Source organism: Caulobacter sp. GW821-FHT11A05, assembly GCF_058809015.1.
This window is the reverse complement of record NZ_JBXASF010000013.1, coordinates 17,845-32,134: the sequence shown is the minus strand read 5'-3', so window position 1 is coordinate 32,134 and position 14,290 is coordinate 17,845. Positions and strand designations below refer to the sequence as shown.

15 protein-coding genes are annotated in these 14,290 nt (G+C 68.9%); 6 read left to right on the top strand and 9 right to left on the bottom strand.

Annotated features, from left to right (window positions below; translation table 11 throughout):
• Window positions 1-27: 27 nt before the first annotated feature.
• A complete protein-coding gene (locus tag AC1RSK_RS17625) occupies window positions 28-777 on the bottom strand; it encodes a creatininase family protein (RefSeq protein WP_492908913.1) in 750 nt (249 codons plus the stop codon).
• 77 nt (window positions 778-854) lie between these two features.
• Between AC1RSK_RS17625 and AC1RSK_RS17620 the strand changes: the two genes are divergently transcribed.
• On the top strand, window positions 855-1,514 hold the full coding sequence (locus AC1RSK_RS17620; protein ID WP_492908911.1) for a peroxiredoxin: 660 nt from the start codon (window positions 855-857) through the stop codon (window positions 1,512-1,514).
• 58 nt (window positions 1,515-1,572) lie between these two features.
• On the opposite strand, the gene AC1RSK_RS17615 is transcribed toward AC1RSK_RS17620, so the two are convergent.
• From AC1RSK_RS17615 to motA, 4 genes are all read right to left on the bottom strand, one after another.
• Window positions 1,573-1,980: a DUF6491 family protein gene (locus tag AC1RSK_RS17615; RefSeq protein ID WP_492908910.1), complete on the bottom strand. Its 408-nt coding sequence runs from the start codon at window positions 1,978-1,980 to the stop codon at window positions 1,573-1,575.
• 43 nt (window positions 1,981-2,023) lie between these two features.
• Window positions 2,024-3,781 (bottom strand): tRNA (5-methylaminomethyl-2-thiouridine)(34)-methyltransferase MnmC2, encoded by a 1,758-nt coding sequence (gene mnmC2, locus AC1RSK_RS17610; RefSeq protein ID WP_492908909.1) that lies wholly within the window; start codon window positions 3,779-3,781, stop codon window positions 2,024-2,026.
• A gap of 112 nt (window positions 3,782-3,893) precedes the next feature.
• Complete coding sequence (locus tag AC1RSK_RS17605; RefSeq protein WP_492908908.1) at window positions 3,894-4,139, bottom strand: hypothetical protein; 246 nt, start codon at window positions 4,137-4,139, stop codon at window positions 3,894-3,896.
• 154 nt (window positions 4,140-4,293) lie between these two features.
• A complete protein-coding gene (gene motA / locus AC1RSK_RS17600) occupies window positions 4,294-5,163 on the bottom strand; it encodes a flagellar motor stator protein MotA (RefSeq protein WP_492908907.1) in 870 nt (289 codons plus the stop codon).
• Between the two features lie 322 nt (window positions 5,164-5,485).
• Here motA and AC1RSK_RS17595 point away from each other — a divergent pair, with 322 nt between their 5' ends.
• The gene (locus AC1RSK_RS17595) at window positions 5,486-6,793 is read left to right on the top strand and encodes an MFS transporter (protein ID WP_492908906.1); all 1,308 of its coding nucleotides are present in this window, start codon (window positions 5,486-5,488) and stop codon (window positions 6,791-6,793) included.
• A 5-nt stretch (window positions 6,794-6,798) separates the two neighbouring features.
• On the opposite strand, the gene AC1RSK_RS17590 is transcribed toward AC1RSK_RS17595, so the two are convergent.
• On the bottom strand, window positions 6,799-8,094 hold the full coding sequence (locus AC1RSK_RS17590) for a lytic murein transglycosylase (RefSeq protein ID WP_492908905.1): 1,296 nt from the start codon (window positions 8,092-8,094) through the stop codon (window positions 6,799-6,801).
• A 146-nt stretch (window positions 8,095-8,240) separates the two neighbouring features.
• Between AC1RSK_RS17590 and ykgO the strand changes: the two genes are divergently transcribed.
• From ykgO to AC1RSK_RS17570, 4 genes are all read left to right on the top strand, one after another.
• Window positions 8,241-8,366, top strand: coding sequence for a type B 50S ribosomal protein L36 (gene ykgO, locus AC1RSK_RS17585; RefSeq protein WP_166572887.1), 126 nt, complete (start codon window positions 8,241-8,243; stop codon window positions 8,364-8,366).
• Window positions 8,366-8,974, top strand: coding sequence for an HAD family hydrolase (locus tag AC1RSK_RS17580; RefSeq protein WP_492908904.1), 609 nt, complete (start codon window positions 8,366-8,368; stop codon window positions 8,972-8,974). Before ykgO ends, AC1RSK_RS17580 begins: the two co-directional genes overlap by 1 nt.
• Before the next feature lie 248 nt (window positions 8,975-9,222).
• Window positions 9,223-9,489, top strand: coding sequence for a nucleoid-associated protein GapR (gene gapR / locus AC1RSK_RS17575; protein WP_492908903.1), 267 nt, complete (start codon window positions 9,223-9,225; stop codon window positions 9,487-9,489).
• A gap of 14 nt (window positions 9,490-9,503) precedes the next feature.
• The gene (locus AC1RSK_RS17570) at window positions 9,504-9,839 is read left to right on the top strand and encodes a hypothetical protein (protein WP_492908902.1); all 336 of its coding nucleotides are present in this window, start codon (window positions 9,504-9,506) and stop codon (window positions 9,837-9,839) included.
• Window positions 9,840-10,015: 176 nt separating this feature from the next.
• On the opposite strand, the gene AC1RSK_RS17565 is transcribed toward AC1RSK_RS17570, so the two are convergent.
• The 3 genes from AC1RSK_RS17565 to AC1RSK_RS17555 form a co-directional block, all read right to left on the bottom strand.
• Window positions 10,016-10,591, bottom strand: coding sequence for a hypothetical protein (locus AC1RSK_RS17565; protein ID WP_492908901.1), 576 nt, complete (start codon window positions 10,589-10,591; stop codon window positions 10,016-10,018).
• A 79-nt stretch (window positions 10,592-10,670) separates the two neighbouring features.
• Entirely contained in the window at window positions 10,671-12,140 is a 1,470-nt protein-coding gene (locus AC1RSK_RS17560; protein ID WP_492908900.1) for a sigma-54-dependent transcriptional regulator, read from the bottom strand.
• Between the two features lie 295 nt (window positions 12,141-12,435).
• On the bottom strand, window positions 12,436-14,283 hold the full coding sequence (locus tag AC1RSK_RS17555; RefSeq protein ID WP_492908899.1) for an ATP-binding protein: 1,848 nt from the start codon (window positions 14,281-14,283) through the stop codon (window positions 12,436-12,438).
• Window positions 14,284-14,290: the final 7 nt, after the last annotated feature.

Below are 14,290 nucleotides of genomic sequence, written 5' to 3'. Positions count from 1 at the left end.
TCTGCCCTCCCCATTCGGGGAGGGAGGTTACGGCGCGACCTCTTCGGAGAAGGCTTTCACGTCGCTGAGCAGCTTTTCGGCGGCCAGCTTGACCAGTTCGCCGCCCTTTTCCGGCGTCGCCAGGGCCGGATCGCTGCCCATCCGCCCATCGGGAAACCGCTTGCGGAAATCGACCGCCTCGCGGATCGGGCCGGTCGGTGCTACCGGCGGGTCATACTTTGCGGTCTTGATGGCCTCCGGGTAGGCCCATTGGGTGACGGCGATCTCCGACGGGGTGGCGTGGCTGCCGTGGCCGACCGGGAACTGGCGCATCGCCAGGCTGTTGACCCCGTCGAGGTCCCACCAGTTTTTCAGCTTGGCGGCGAAGCCACGGGGAACCCTGCCGAAACTGGCTTCCGCATAAAGTTCGCTGAAGGCGGCCTCGATGGTGTGGACGTTGCCGCCATGGCCGTTGAGGAAATAGATCCGCTCGAAACCGTGGCCCGCCAGCGAGCGACACCAGTCGCCGATGGCGGCCATGAAGGTGCTGGGACGCAGGGAAATGGTGCCCGGAAAGCCCAGATGATGCTGGGCCATACCGATGTTGAAGGTCGGCGCTACCAGGAAGTCTGACCGGTCTTTCTGGGCTTCGTGGGCGATAATCTCGGGGCACATCCAGTCGGTGCCGAGCAGACCGGTCGGTCCGTGCTGCTCGTTGGAGCCGATGGGCACCACGACGGTCTTCGAACGGCTCAGGAAGGCCTCGATCTCGGGCCAGGTGGATTTGGCTAACAGCATGTCCAGAATCTTTGCGGCGAAGGGGGAATTTGAGGGGCGTATTACGCCTGCTCGGCAACTCTGACGAGGACCTGCGCATGACCCTGTCGATCAACCAGACCGCTCCGGACTTCACCGCCCAGACCACCGAGGGGGAAATCCACTTCCACGACTGGATCGACGGCCATTGGGCGGTGCTGTTCAGCCACCCCAAGGACTTCACGCCGGTCTGCACGACCGAGCTGGGGACGGTGGCGCGGCTGAAGCCGGAGTTCGACAGGCGCGGGGTGAAGGTGATCGGGCTGTCGGTCGATCCGGTCGACAACCACGCCCGCTGGGCCGAGGACATCAAGCGCACGCAAGGGCTGGCGCCCAACTTCCCGATGATCGGCGACACCGACCTGGCGGTGGCCAAGCTCTACGGCATGCTGCCGGCCGAGACGGAGGGCACCTCGGAGGGGCGGACGGCGGCGACCAACGCCACGGTGCGCAACGTCTTCGTCATCGGGCCGGACAAGGCGATCAAGTTGATCCTGGTCTATCCGATGAGCACCGGGCGGAACTTCGACGAGATCCTGCGGGTGATCGATTCCATGCAGCTGACCGCCAAACACAAGGTGGCGACGCCGGCCGACTGGAAGCAGGGCGAGGACGTCATCATCGTCCCGGCCGTCGACGACGAGACGGCCAAGGGCCTGTTCCCCGGCGGCTGGGACGCGCAGACGCCCTATCTGCGCGTGGTCAAGCAGCCGGGGTAGCTTTTTTCGTTGTCGCGCGTTCGCTCCGATAACCGGTTCCCACTTATCGGAACGCGCTCTACGGCCGGTCGCCCTTGGGCAGGGCGGCGACCTGTTCCGGGGTCAGCTTGACGAGGTTGCGCACCGCGCAGCGCTGCATGCCCATGCCGTTGGAATGGACGATGATGGTGACGTCCTGGGCGCTGCAGATGCTGCTGCTCGGGTGGGAATCCAGGCCGATGTTGAGGCTGCTGCTGAGGTCCAGGCAGCGGCCGAAGGTTTCCATCCTGTAGGTGTTGCGGCCGGCGCGGACGTAGAGGGTCTTGTCGTCGTTGCTGGCCGTGAAGTTGTTCACCTGCTGGTTGAAGAAGCAGTCGGTGCGGCCGCTGACGGCTTTCGCCGGCTTGGGGGCGGCCTGGACGACGCTGGCGGCGCCGGTGACGAGAAGCGCCGTCCCGAGGAGGGCGCTGATCAGGGTCTTGGTCATGTCAAATCCACTCCGATGAAGCCCGTCCGACATCCAGGATAGGTCAACGCGCTGCGGTTGGCGAGGTTCGCCGCAAGGCTCTTCGACGGAAACGGTCGGGGTCGACAGCGTCGGCCAGATCGGCCGGCAGCGGCGAGGGATACGCCAGCAGTGTTGCGGCCAGATGATCGGCCAGCAACGGGGCGACACAGAAACCCCGGCCGCCGAAGCCGGAGAGCACGAAGAGGTCGGGGCGGTCCGCAACCGGGCCGGCCAGTGGCAGATGGTCGGGGGTGGCGGCGCGCAGGGCGGCGCGGCTGGTCAGGGGCCGGCTGGCGAGGTCGGCGGCGAGGTCCGGCAGGCGGCCGGCGATGAGGGCGAGGTTGGCCGTGTCGTCCTCAGGCAGGGGGTCGGTGTCGGTGCGGTCCCGCTGGTGGGTGGCGCCGAACAGGACGCCGTCCCGGGTCGGGATGGCGTAGCCGCCGAAGGAGACGGCCTGGGGGATGGTCGCGCCGGCGGCGACGGTGGCTTGGCCGCGCACCGGCTGCAGCGGCAGGTCGGCCAGGGCGGCGCTGGCGGGGCCGGCGCAGAGGATGACGACATCGGCCGTGGCCAGGATCTCGCCGGCCTCGCCGATCAGGCGCCAGCCGGGCGCGGCCGGCTGCAGGGCGATGACGGGGCGGCGATCGACGGGGCCGGCCCAGGTGGGGACGATGGCCTGGGGATCGAGGACCAGGCCATCGTGGATGAGCATGGCCTCCGGCCCGGGGCTCAGGGCGCCAGGGTCGTGCAGGCCGCCGTCGGCGATGCGCTGGAAGCGGGCGGCGTCCTTGTCGCTGTCGGCCAGATGGCGGGCTCCGCGGGCGAGGATGGCGCCGGGCGTGGCCTCGTAGGCGGCGACGGCGTGGCGGAAGGCCTGGGCGAACAGCCGGGCCGGCGGGCCGTCGCCGGCGTCGAGGCGCGGGGTCATCAGGGCGGCGGCGTTGCCCGAGGCGGCGGCGGCCGGGCCGGCCGGATCGAAGAGGGTCGGCGTCAGGCCGTGGCGGCGCAGGGCGCGGACCAGGGCGGCGCCGGCGATGCCGGCCCCCAGAATCGCGACGGTGGGCGGGGTGGGTTCCGTGGCCTGGCCGGACAGGACCGCTTCGAGGCGCTCGCGTTTGCGGCCGAAGCCGGGTTGCTTGGAGACCTCGAAGCCGCCCTCGGCCAGGCCGCGGCGGACCGCGCCGGCGACGGTGAAGGTGGCGGCGCGGGCCCCAGGGGCGCTGCGTTGGGCGACCTTGGCCATCAGCTGCGGAGACCACATGGCCGGGTTGGCGGCGGGGGCGAAGCCGTCGAGGAACCAGGCGTCGGCGCGGCCGGTCCAGGCGGCCAGGGCGTCCGTCGCCTCCATGACGGCGAGGTCGAGGCTGGCGTCGAAGGCCGGCAGGTCGAGGTGATGGAAGCCGCGAGCCGGGCCGGGCCAGGCGGCGGCGAGGGCGTCGGCCGCCTCCTTGATTTCTGGCCAGCGCGCCAGCGCACGGGCGGCGTCGGCGGCGGCCATCGGGTGGGCCTCGACGCTGAAGATGGAGAGGCGGGCGCCGGGGGGGCGGGTCTGCCGCCACAGGGTCAGCAGGGCGGCGATGTTCAGGCCCGTGCCGAAGCCGAGTTCGCCGACGGTGAACTGGCGGCGGCCGGTCCAGGCGCCCGGCAGGCCACAGCCGGCCAGGAAGACGGCCCGGGTCTCGGCCAGGCCGTCCTCGCTGGAGAAGTAGACATCGCCATACAGCCGCGAGCCCGGCAGGCCATCGGGCCGCCATTCGACGGGAGACGGAGGGGAGGTCATGGGGCGGGGTTGTAGCGGAGTTTTCCTTCTCCCGCTTGCCGGGAGAAGGAAGCAAAAAGAAAGGGCCGCCCGTGAGGGCGACCCTGTCCCGGTCTTCGAAAGGAAGCGGTCCCTACGGGGCCTTCTTCTCTTCGGTGGTGGTGGTTTCAGTGGTGGTGGTGGTCGTGTCGGCGGCCGGAGCAGCGGCGTCAGCAGCCGGAGCGGCGGCATCGGCGGCGGGGGCGGTCGCGTCGGCGGCCGGCGGAGCCGTTTCCGTCGTGGTGGCGGTGGTTTCTTCGGTCTTCGTTTCAGCCGGCTTGCCGCAGGCGGCGACGGAGAGGGCGGCGAGAGCCGCGCCGACGATGAGGAGTTTACGCATTCCTGGTAGTCCCCTTTAAGTTTCTCGTTGATTGCGTCGTTAGGACGCACAGGGACTATGGACCCCTGATCACGGGCCGCAAGCGGTTCTTTCACGGGTGCGTGATCACGGATTGTGTCAGGCGACCGACGCCGCCTCGCAAAACCTTGTTCCGTCAGGTTTCGGCGGGGATGTTCGACAGGGCTTCTTCCAGTTCCAGGAAGCTGGGTTGGGCCCCCGAGGGGACGCTGCCGCGGCCGATCTCGACGCTGATCTGGGCGGCGTTGCCATGCAGGTGGGCGACGAGGACCGACTGGATGATTCGGTAGAAGCTGCCCTCCTCATTGACCACGTCGGTCAGGCGGGTGGCCAGCGGGCCGGCGATGCCATAGGCCAGGAAGACGCCGAGGAAGGTGCCGACCAGGGCCCCGCCGATCATGCCGCCGAGCACTTCCGGCGGCTCGGTGATCGAGCCCATGGTCTTGATGACCCCCAGCACGGCGGCGACGATGCCGAGGGCCGGCAGGGCGTCGGCCAGCTGCTGCAGGGCGTGGGCCGGCATCAGCGCCTCGTGGTGGTGCTTTTCCAGCTGCTTTTCCATGGCGTCCTCGACCTGGTGCGGGTCCTCGAGGTTCATGGTCATCATGCGCAGGGTGTCGCAGATGAAGTCGACGGCGAAGTGATCCTTGGTGATGCGCGGGAAGCGGCTGAAGATGGTGCTGTCGCCGGGCTTTTCGATGTGGCTTTCCAGGGCGATGACGCCCTTGGACTTCATGGTCTTGGTCAGCAGGAACAGCAGGCTGAGCAGGTCCTTGTAGTCGCTGGCCTTCCACTTGGGGCCGGCGAAGGACTTCATCAGGCCGCCGCCGGTGGCCTTGATGGTGCTCATCGAGTTGGAGATCAGGAAGGCGGCGAGGCCGGCCCCGCCGATGGCCATCATCTCGTGCGGCAGGGCATGCATGATGACGTTCATGTTGCCGCCACTGATCAGGTAGCTGCCGAACACCAGGCCGAAGAGCAGCACAAGGCCGATGATCTGGAACATGAGGGAGGTCGCCGCCGGGATAGAGGTTTGGCGGCCAGAATCGTCCTTAATGCTTAATGGCGGGTAAGGGACGGTTGCCAAGGCGCTGCGGCGGAATCGCTCTCCGCCCCCGAGAGGGGGCGGAGGACGGTTCGGAGCGTGAGCGACGGACCAGGAGGCGGGGCAGCGCCGGCGGTTGAGGTTGTTGTCCTGTACCGGCCGGGGGGACCCCCTCGGTTTGGCTCGCTTGCAGCGCTCGCCAAAGCCACTCCCCCATTTTCAATGGGGGAGAGCGATACTTGCGCGATTGCAAGCCAAAGCGACCCGCCTTAACAGCTCATCGATGCCCGAGACGTCCACGCCCGCTGGAATGAAGCTGGAGCCGCGCTCCTTCGCCATCCTGTTCTCGGTGTCGATCGTGGTGGCCATCGGCAACACCGGGCTGATGGCGGTGCTGCCGGCCATCGCCCGCGAAACTCAGATCGCCGACTGGATGATCTCGGCGGTGTTCAGCCTGTCGGCCGTGCTGTGGGCGGTGATGAGCCCGATCTGGGCGCGGGAGTCCGACAAGCGGGGGCGAAAGCCGCTGATCATCCTGGGGCTGGCCGGGTTCCTGATCTCGATGACCCTGTGCGCCTTCGTGGTGCTGGTCGGTCTGCACCATCTGCTGCCCGGAATCGTCGTCTTCCTGCTGTTCCTGCTGTCGCGGTCCCTGTTCGGGCTGATCGGCTCGGCCTCCAACCCGGCGACCCAGGCCTATCTGGCCGAGCGCACCTCGCGCGCCGACCGCACCCAGCAGATGGCCGCCCTGGCCGGCGCCTTCGGGCTGGGGACGGTGGTCGGGCCCTTCCTGGCGCCGCTGTTCATCCTTCCCGGGGTGACTTTCGCCGGGCCGATGTTCGCCTTCGCCGTCTTCGCCGGGCTGATGCTGGTGGTGGTCTGGCGTGGCCTGCCGGAGGAGGAGGGGGCGACGCGCCGCGAGAACCGGCGGTTCGCCGGGGCCGGCAAGGGCGGGAGCCTGTGGCGCGATCCGCGGGTGCTGCCCTTCCTGATCTACGGGTTCGCCGTGGCCTGCTGCCAGACGGCCCAGGGCTACACCCTGGGCTTCATGATCATCGACAAGCTGCACGTCGAGCCCAAGGACGCCCTGCAGCTGACCGCCGTGGCCATGGGCTCGGGGGCGATGGCCGGGCTGCTGGCCCAGTGGGGGCTGATCCGCATCTTTTCCATGGGACCCAAGGCGCTGCTGCGGTGGGGCGTCGGCCTGGCGGCGCTGGGCAACCTGGTGACGGTGTTCTCGCCGGACTACTGGACCGTGGTGGTCGGCTATTCGATCTCGGCGCTCGGCTTCGGCTTCGCCCGGCCGGGGTTTACGGCCGGGGCCTCGCTGACCGTGCGGATGGACGAGCAGGCGCGGGTGGCCGGGGCCATCGCGGCGGTCAACGGCCTGAACGTCGTCTTCGCCTCGGCCTTTGTGGCCCTCTATGGCCTCAAGCATGAGGCGCCGTTCGCGCTCAACGCGGTGATCTGCGCCGCCCTGCTGGTCTACGCCTTCCGCAACCGCGTCCTGCGCGACGCCGGCGAGACCCCGCCGGACGACGAGGACACCACCATGGCGATGATGGAACGGCGCGACGAGGGCGGCACCTAGGCCGCCTACTGCGGTCGCGACTGCATGCCCGCCGCCTGCATGGCCATCGACTGGATCATCGGCGGCGTCAGATACCCATCGGCGGGCAGCTTGTTGGCCTGCTGCCAGGCGCGGATGGCCACCCGGGTCTTGGGACCGATGGCGCCGTCGACGCCGCCGGTGTCGTAGCCCAGCTTGACCAGGCTCTCCTGGGCGAGGATGCGGTCGGCGCGGCTCAGCGGCGTCTCAACCGGCCAGGGCGTGACCAGCGGGCCTTCGCCGCCGAAGCGCAGGGCCAGCAGGCCGACGCCCAGGGCGTAGGCCGTGCTGTTGTTGTACTTCATGATCGCCGCATGGTTGGGGAAGATCAGGAAGGCCGGGCCGGTGTAGCCGGACGGCAGGATCAGGCTGGCGCTGGAGGCCTGGTCGGCCGGGGACCAGGGCAGGCCGTCGGCGCGGGCGACGCCACGGTTGGTCCAGACCGGCAGCGGCTCGCGGGTCCCCTCGGTCAGGCCATAGTCGAAGTCGCGCGGCAGCCGCACTTCGCGCGACCAGCTCTCGCCGGGCTTCCAGCCGGCCTTGGCCATGTAGTTGGCGGTGGAGGCCAGGGCGTCGTGGGTGCTGCCCCAGATGTCGCGGTGGCCGTCGCGGTCGCCGTCGACGGCGGTCGAGAGGTAGACGCCGGGCAGGAACTGGGTCTGGCCCATGGCCCCGGCCCAACTGCCCTTGAGGCGGGCGCGGCTCTGTTCGCCGGTAGCGATGATCTTCAGGGCGCTGATCAGCTCTGATTCCGCCCAGCCGCGCCGGCGGCCGTCGGCGGCCAGGGTGGCCAGGCAGCGGACGATGTCCTTGTCGCCCTGGATCTTGCCGAACGCCGACTCCATGGCCCAGACGGCCAGGACGATGTCGCGGGGCACCCGGAAGGCCTGCTCGATGCCGGGCAGGTAGGGCAGGCTATCGCGGAACTGGCGGCCTTGGCTGATGCGGACGTCGCTGACCGTGCCCTTCACATAGTCGCCGACCGGCTTGGAGAATTCCGGCTGGCGGCCGTCGGAGGCGACGACGCTGTCATCGGGGGTGAGATTGGCCGTCTCGCGGTCGACGACGGCCTGCGGCACCCCGGCCAGCACGGCCTTGGGTTTGAACTGCGCCAGCCAGGCGTCGAAATTGGGATCGCCGGAGACCACCGGGACCGGCGCCGGGGCGGGCGGGACCGGCCCTGGCGGCGGCGGGGTGGTCCCGACCACCTGGGTCAGGGTCGGCTCCAGCTGCGGGTCGGCGCAGCCGGCGAGGGTCAGGAGAAGGAAGGCGCGTCTATCCATGGGCGCAAGCTAGCGGGGCGAACATGAAGGCTTCAATCACAAGCGTGACATTGACTCGCCGGCCCGCTGATCCTATAGCCGCCCGCTCAATTCAGATGAGGGCCTCCGCGTGCGCGGGTTCCCCGCAGCCGCATGGTAAGAGACCAATGAAGGTTCGTAGCTCGCTCAAGTCGCTGAAGTCGCGCCACCGCGACTGCAAGCTGGTTCGCCGCAAGGGCGTCCTGTACGTGATCAACAAGACCGATCCGCGCTTCAAAGCCAAACAAGGCTGATGACCGCGCCTGTTGGCGTCCTCTGGGACGTCGGCAATGTGATCGTTCGCTGGGATCCCCGGAACCTGTACGCGAAGATTTTTGAGGAACCGGCCGCTTGCGACCGGTTCCTTATCCATGTCTGCACCCTGGCCTGGCACGGGCTGACCGATCGCGGCGTGCCGGCCGAGCAGAACACCCTCGACCTGATTGCCCGCCACCCCGAACATGAAGCGGAGATCCGCGCCTGGTGGGAGCGCTGGGACGAGATGTTCGGCGGGGTGATCGAAGAGACTGAAATCGCCATGGAGGCCCTGGCGGCGCGCGGCGTGCCGCAGTTCGGGCTGACCAACATGGCCGGTCCCGTCTGGCCGACGATTCTGCCGATGGCCCCGGCGGTGCGGCATCTGAAGGCGGTGGTGGTCTCCGGCGACGAGGGGATGATCAAGCCGGAACCGGCGATCTACGCCCTGGCCTGCGAGCGGGCGGGGCTGGCGCCGGGTGAGCTGCTGTTCGTGGATGACAGCGCGGTCAACATCGCGGCGGCGGCCGAGCTGGGCTTTCATGTGCTGCATTTCACCGATCCGGCGGCGCTGAAGCCGACGCTGGTGAGCCACGGACTTCTGTAATTCTTCCCGCTATCGTCATCCTAGGGCCTGTCCCTAGGATCCCGCTGTCCGCTATCTCTCACGGCGCGGTGGAGGCGCGGCCGCGCCTCCAGGGTAGGGGCTTGTCGCGGCTGAACCCGGGATCCTGGGCACAGGGCCCAGGATGACGATAGCGGAGGGGGGTGGGCGATGACGGCCGTTGAGCCCCACCGTCCTTTCCTCTACACCGCGCCCTTCCCCATTCCCGCTTCCCGTGAGAGCCTCTTTCCATGGCCGATGACCAGCCCACCGTCGATGTCCTGAACGGCACCGCCCAGACCCAGCTGCGCACCATCATCGAGCGCATCGAGCGGCTGGAAGAGGACAAGGCCGGCGTCATGGCCGACCTCAAGGAGGTCTATGCCGAGGCCAAGGGCAACGGCTTCGACACCAAGATCCTGCGCAAGGTCGTGCGCATGCGCAAACAGGACAAGGCCAAGCTTTCCGAGGAAGAGGCGCTGATCGACCTCTACCTGTCGGCCATCGGGGGCCTGTAACCCTTGGGGGCATTTTGAAGCGGAAGGACCCTCCCGACTTCAAGGCGCTGGCCCGCAAGGCCGCGCAGCGCTCGGCGCTCAACGCCCTGCGCAAGACCCAGCGCGCGGCCGACAAGGCCGGCGTTAAGCTTTCCGACTGGGAAGGTGAGTTCCTCGGCTCGGTGGCCGAGCGGGTGAAGACCTATGGCCGCGCCTTCGGCGACCCGGAACTGGGCGCGCCGGGCCAGGCCCTGTCGGCCATGCAGAACCGCAAGCTGAAAGAGATCGCCGCCAAGGCCAAGGGCGAGGACAAGCCGTCGCCCAAGGGGCGACGGCGTCCGATGGGCCGAAGCCGGCCCGCCGAGGATTAGGGGGTTAAACAGCCCCCTGGAAAGTCCCAAATTCTACCGCTCATCCCGGCGAACGCCGGGACCCAGCCGCCTGAGCGCCAGTTCTTCAGGATGAAACGCTGATCCGAGTGGATGAATCTGGGTCCCGGCATTCGCCGGGATGAGCGGTAGAGAGAAGAGCTGAATCTCGACGAACTCTAGCTCGAAACCGACTGGCCGAGCTTCTCGATCACCGCCAGGTCGGCGGGGCTGAAGGTCTCGTTGTCCGAGCTGGTGCAGCTCAGCACCACGCGGATGGTGGCCGACAGGTGGGTGCCGGCGAAGACGGTGCTTTCGCTGACGCCTTCGGCGGTGCGGGCCTGATAGGCGGTGAACCAGCCGGCCCAGCCGGTCTTCGAGGTCCAGGGCTTGTTGGCCAGCATGCGCTCGAAGGTCCCGCCCTTGCCGCCGACCCGGGTGCGGGCCTTCTCCTCGGCGTTGGCGTAGTAGATGCCCGACAGCTGCGTCCAGGTTTCCATGGTCGGCGTCGTCGGCGGGTTGGTGAAGGACACCATGCACAGGCCCGCCCAGTCGAGGCCGGTCTGGCCCGGACGGCGGACGATGAAGCTCAGGGTGTCGGCGGTGTCGCCGCCCAGCGGATGGCGCTCGATGCCGGTCGGCATGACCACCGAGCCCAGACCGTTGGTCGACGTGAGCCGGCCCTGGGCCGCGACGGGGCCGGCGATGGCCATCGCGACGACAGCGGCGACGGGCAGAATGGAACGAAGAAACATGGCGCACCCCTCATTGTGAGAGGGGCACCATAGTCCGAAGCGGAAATCGCGCCACCTCCGGAAAGGGGGGCCTTTGGGGCTACCCCACCTCCTTGATATCCACGTCGATGCCCTGTTCGCGGACCTTGCGATAGAGGGTCGAGCGGCCAATGCCCAGGCGGCGGGCGACCTCCGACATATGGCCGGCATAGACGTCGATGGCGTGCTGGATGAGGTCCTTTTCGATCTCTTCCAGGGTGCGCAGATGGCCGTGGCCGTCGAGAATCCGCACCGGGCTGTCGGCCGGCATGTCGGCGAGCAGCTGCTGGGCCGTCGGGATGGCGCGTGGCATCTGGCCGGCCACCGGCTGGACGACGTCGTCCATGGGCGGCGCCTTGACCCCGCTGATGGCCGGGAAGTCGTGCGGCTGCAGGTAGGGGGCGTCGGCCAGGACGATGGCGCGATAGACGGCGTTCTCCAGCTGGCGGACGTTGCCCGGCCAGTCGAAGGCGGTGAGGAAGGCCAGGGTCTCCGGCGCCGCGCCGACCACCCGCTTGCCCTCCTCGACGTTGAACCGCTTGATGAAGGCCTCGACCAGGGCCGGGATGTCCTCGCGGCGTTCGCGTAGGGAAGGGGCCTCGATCGGGAAGACGTTCAGGCGATAGTAGAGGTCCTCGCGGAAGCGGCCTTCCTTGATGCCGTCGCCGAGGTCGCGGTTGGTGGCCGAGACGATGCGGACGTCGACCTTGACCGAGCGCTTGGCGCCGATCGGGTCGATCTCGCTCTCCTGCAGGGCGCGCAGCAGTTTCACCTGCACGTCGAGGGGCAGTTCGCCGACCTCGTCGAGGAACAGGGTGCCGCCGTTGGCCTCCTGGAATTTACCCAGGTGTTTGTCCGAGGCGCCGGTGAAGCTGCCCTTCTCGTGGCCGAACAGGATGCTCTCGACCAGGTTCTCGGGGATGGCGCCGCAGTTGACGGCGACGAAGGGCTTGCCGGACCGGTCGCTAGAGCCGTGCACGGCTCTAGCGATGACCTCCTTGCCGACGCCGCTTTCGCCGGTGATCAGCACGGGGATCGAGGACTTGGCGGCGCGCTCGCCCATGCGCTTGACGACGCGCATGTGAGGGCTGTCGCCGATCAGGTCGGCGAAGGTTGTCTTGCCGCCGGAGTGCTTCTTCAGGCGATCGACCTCGCCCTTCAGTTCTCCCAGGGAGAGGGCGTTGCGGACCGAGGCGATGATGCGTTCGGGGCTGGCGGGTTTGACGAAGAAGTCGCAGGCGCCGGCCTGCATGGCCTTGACCACGGTGTCGACGCCGCCCGAGGCGGTCAGCACGATCACCGGCTGGCCCAGGCCGCGGGCGCGCATCTCCTTGAGGGCGTCGTGGCCCGACAGGCCGGGCATCTGCAGGTCGAGCAGCACCACGTCGGCGCTTTTGCCGGCCTGCAGGTGGCTCATCGCCGCGTCGCCGTTCTCGGCCTGGGCGACGGCGAACCCGTCGCGCTCCAGAACCGCCTGGATCAGCCGTCGTTGCGTCGGGTCGTCGTCGACGACCAGGACCGTTTTGGTCATGTTGAAGTCATCCCACCAAGTACCGGCGAACGACCTCACGGGTCGGCGCTCGTTGGATCGTATTGAAACAGAGGGGGGTAAAGGCGGGGTGTAGGAGGCGTGAGTCGGGGGTTAATTTTGGGGTTGGCGGCGGCGGAGACCTCCCTCCCCGAATGGGGAGGGCAGGCCGAAGGCCGGGTGGGGCAGTGGGTCACCGCCGCCTGTGTCGCTGAACGCCCATGGCTCTGGGAGCTTGTGGCCGACCTCCCCACCCGGCGCGCAACGCGCGCCTGCCCTCCCCATTCGGGGAGGGAGGTTAGGCGCTCGCCCGCACCAGCATGGTCTCACCCCCAGACACGGTCGCCAGTTCGGCCATCAACGCCGGAATCTGCACCGGCTTGCTGACCTGGCCGTTGAAGCCCAGCCCGACATAGGCCTTGCGGTCGCGGGTCAGGACGTCGGCGGTGACGGCCAGGACCGGGGTCTGCTGGTTGGGGCCGGGCTGGCCGCGCAGGGCGGTCAGGGCCTCGATGCCGGTCATGCCGGGCATCTGGATGTCCATGAGGACAAGATCGAAGGCGGCGACGCCAAGCCGTTCGAGGGCCTCGGGGCCGCTGGCGGCGCGGCTGACCTGGTGGCCGAAGGCGGCGAGGATCTGCTCCAGCACCATCAGGTTCACCGGGTTGTCGTCGACCGCCAGGATAGACAGCGGCCGGGCGGCGGGCGCGGCCGGCGCGGGCGGGGCGTCGTTCGCGGCCCGACCCGCGACCTCGGCGATCGGCAGGACCAGCTCGACATGGAAGGTCGAGCCCAGGCCCGGCCTGCTTTCGGCCCACAGGCGGCCGCCCATCAGCTCGGTCAGCTGGCGGCAGATGGCCAGGCCAAGGCCGGTGCCGCCAAAATCGCGGCCGGCGGAGTCGTCGGCCTGGGTGAAGGCGTCGAACAATCGGGGCAGCTTGGCCGGGTCGATGCCGATGCCGCTGTCGCGCACGCTGATGCGCAGCCGGGCCGTGCCATCGCTGTCCGGCTCGCCGCTCAGCGTGATGCCGACCCGGCCCTGGGGGGTGAACTTCAGGGCGTTGCCGACCAGGTTGAACAGCACCTGGCGCACCCGGCGGCCGTCCATGACCAGCGCCGGCGGCAGGGCCGGGTCCACTTCCAGCGTCAGTTCGACGCCCTTCTGGGCGGCGGCGGCGCCCCAGAAGCCGGAAAGTTCGCGAGCCAGCTCGGACAGGTCCTGCGGGGCGACGACCAGGCTCATGCGGTCGGCGTCGATGCGCGACAGGTCGAGGATGTCGTTGAGGATCGACATCAGGAACTCGCCGCTCTGGATCAGGGTGTCGATCTGTTCCTTCTGCTCGCCCTGGGCCGAGCCCCTGAGCAGCTGGGCCATGCCCAGCACGCCGTTCATCGGGGTGCGGATCTCGTGGCTCATGGTGGCCAGGAAGCGGGACTTGGCCTGGCCGGCGCGGCGGGCCTCCTCGCGGGCGGCCTCGGCGGCGGCGCGTTCGGCCTTGAGCCGCTCGATCAGCCGGGTGTTGCTCTGGATATGGACCGACCATTCGCCAAGCAGCCGGGCGACGCCGCCGCTCATCACCGCCAGCATGACCCCGAGCATCAGCAGGGCCAGGCTTAAGCCGGCGGCGGCCAGGGGTTCGAAGCGGCCGAACAGGGCGATGGCCAGGCCCAGCAGCACCGGCCCGGCCGACATCCAGTAGAGGCGCACCGACAGGCTGCTCTGGATGACCCCGGTGCTCATCAGCAGGCAGGCGGAAAGGCCAAGGAAGGCCAGGTCGGCCGGATTGCCGCGCGACAGCACGGCCAGCACCGGCCAGACGACGGCGGCGCAGGCCCGCATGCCGGTCGCCCAGCCGATGCGGGCCTCCATGGCCTTGGGATCGCAGGTCTCGGTATGGTCCCGCCAGCGGCGGTAGAGGGGCTGCACGACACTGTCGGCGGCCATGTTGGCCAGGCAGCAGGCCAGGCCAAGAAAGGGGTGGCCGATCAGGGCCAAGGCGATGCCGAAGGGCAGGGTGAGGAGGTAGAGCAGGGGCAGCGGCGCGATCAGACCGGCCAGCAGCACAGCGGGCGCATTGACGACCGGCAGGACGCCGTCATTGTCGTCCGCCGGGGCGACCGCCCCGCTGCTCGCCTCGCTGTCCATGATCTCT

What these genes read in the sequence shown, in the direction of transcription:
- AC1RSK_RS17595 (WP_492908906.1), top strand. Translation starts at nt 5,486, where the DNA reads ATGCCCGAGACGTCCACGCCCGCTGGAATGAAGCTGGAGCCGCGCTCC.
- AC1RSK_RS17615 (WP_492908910.1), bottom strand. Translation starts at nt 1,980, where the DNA reads ATGACCAAGACCCTGATCAGCGCCCTCCTCGGGACGGCGCTTCTCGTC.
- motA (WP_492908907.1), bottom strand. Translation starts at nt 5,163, where the DNA reads ATGTTCCAGATCATCGGCCTTGTGCTGCTCTTCGGCCTGGTGTTCGGC.
- AC1RSK_RS17555 (WP_492908899.1), bottom strand. Translation starts at nt 14,283, where the DNA reads ATGGACAGCGAGGCGAGCAGCGGGGCGGTCGCCCCGGCGGACGACAAT.
- gapR (WP_492908903.1), top strand. Translation starts at nt 9,223, where the DNA reads ATGGCCGATGACCAGCCCACCGTCGATGTCCTGAACGGCACCGCCCAG.
- AC1RSK_RS17605 (WP_492908908.1), bottom strand. Translation starts at nt 4,139, where the DNA reads ATGCGTAAACTCCTCATCGTCGGCGCGGCTCTCGCCGCCCTCTCCGTC.
- AC1RSK_RS17590 (WP_492908905.1), bottom strand. Translation starts at nt 8,094, where the DNA reads ATGGATAGACGCGCCTTCCTTCTCCTGACCCTCGCCGGCTGCGCCGAC.
- AC1RSK_RS17580 (WP_492908904.1), top strand. Translation starts at nt 8,366, where the DNA reads ATGACCGCGCCTGTTGGCGTCCTCTGGGACGTCGGCAATGTGATCGTT.
- AC1RSK_RS17620 (WP_492908911.1), top strand. Translation starts at nt 855, where the DNA reads ATGACCCTGTCGATCAACCAGACCGCTCCGGACTTCACCGCCCAGACC.
- mnmC2 (WP_492908909.1), bottom strand. Translation starts at nt 3,781, where the DNA reads ATGACCTCCCCTCCGTCTCCCGTCGAATGGCGGCCCGATGGCCTGCCG.
- AC1RSK_RS17560 (WP_492908900.1), bottom strand. Translation starts at nt 12,140, where the DNA reads ATGACCAAAACGGTCCTGGTCGTCGACGACGACCCGACGCAACGACGG.
- AC1RSK_RS17565 (WP_492908901.1), bottom strand. Translation starts at nt 10,591, where the DNA reads ATGTTTCTTCGTTCCATTCTGCCCGTCGCCGCTGTCGTCGCGATGGCC.
- AC1RSK_RS17625 (WP_492908913.1), bottom strand. Translation starts at nt 777, where the DNA reads ATGCTGTTAGCCAAATCCACCTGGCCCGAGATCGAGGCCTTCCTGAGC.
- ykgO (WP_166572887.1), top strand. Translation starts at nt 8,241, where the DNA reads ATGAAGGTTCGTAGCTCGCTCAAGTCGCTGAAGTCGCGCCACCGCGAC.